General features: G+C 68.5%; 1 protein-coding gene and 1 tRNA gene. Both read left to right on the top strand.

From position 1 onward, the window contains the following. The coding region (locus ACWD3D_RS37425; protein ID WP_451465078.1) for a DUF3418 domain-containing protein at window positions 1-763 on the top strand (763 nt) is incomplete at its 5' end. A gap of 136 nt (window positions 764-899) precedes the next feature. Next, window positions 900-974 (top strand) — tRNA-Asp (locus ACWD3D_RS37420). Window positions 975-1014: the final 40 nt, after the last annotated feature.

Raw genomic sequence — 1014 nt, 5'->3', positions numbered from 1 at the left:
CGAGACGGTGGCCGTCCGGCTCTTCGACACCGAGGCCGAGCAGCAGCAGGCGATGTGGCGGGGCACCCGCAGGCTCATCCTGCTGAACATCCCGGTGAACCCGGCGAAGTTCGCCTCGGACAAGCTCACCAACCAGCAGAAGCTTGCCCTGTCGCGCAATCCGCACGGCTCGGTACAGGCGCTCTTCGAGGACTGCGCCACCGCCGCCGCCGACCGCCTTATCGCCGCCCACGGCGGCCCCGCCTGGGACGAGGCGTCGTTCACGACCCTGTACGACAAGGTCCGCGCCGACCTCGTGGACCTCACGGTCCGCACGATCGGCCAGGTCCAGCAGATCCTGGCCGCCTGGCAAGCCTGTGAGCGCCGCCTGAAGGCCACCAACAGCCTGACGCTGGTGAGCAACGTCGCCGACGTGCGCGAGCAGCTGGCGCGCCTCGTACCGGCCGGGTTCGTCACCGCGACCGGGCTGCGCCGACTGCCGGACCTGATGCGCTACCTCGTGGCCGCGGACCGCCGGCTCCAGCAGATGCCGACCTCCGTCCAGCGCGACACCACGCGCATGGAGAAGGTCCACGAGATGCGGGACGAGTACGCCTGGCTGCTGGAACAGCTGCCCAAGGGGCGGCCGGTGCCGCAGGAGGTCCTGGACATCCGCTGGATGATCGAGGAGTTGCGGGTCAGCTACTTCGCGCACGCGCTGGGGACCGCCTTCCCGGTGTCGGACAAGCGGATCGTGAAGGCGATCGACGCCGCCGCACCGTAGGAATCCGGCCCGCTCACACCCCTCCCCGGGGTGTGAGCGGGCGGTCACTCCAGGTGAATTCGACCTGGCCCGCCGACCTCCTGTACAGTCCTGTTTCGCAGCCGGACGAGAGTACGGAAGCGAAGAACAACAGCAAGGTCCTGTGGAGCAGTTTGGAGTGCTCGCCACCCTGTCAAGGTGGAGGCCGCGGGTTCAAATCCCGTCAGGACCGCAAGCAGCGAAGGCCCGGATCATCTCGATCCGGGCCTTCG

The organism is Streptomyces sp. NPDC002690 (assembly GCF_053592415.1).
This window is presented reverse-complemented; position numbering and strand designations above follow the sequence as displayed.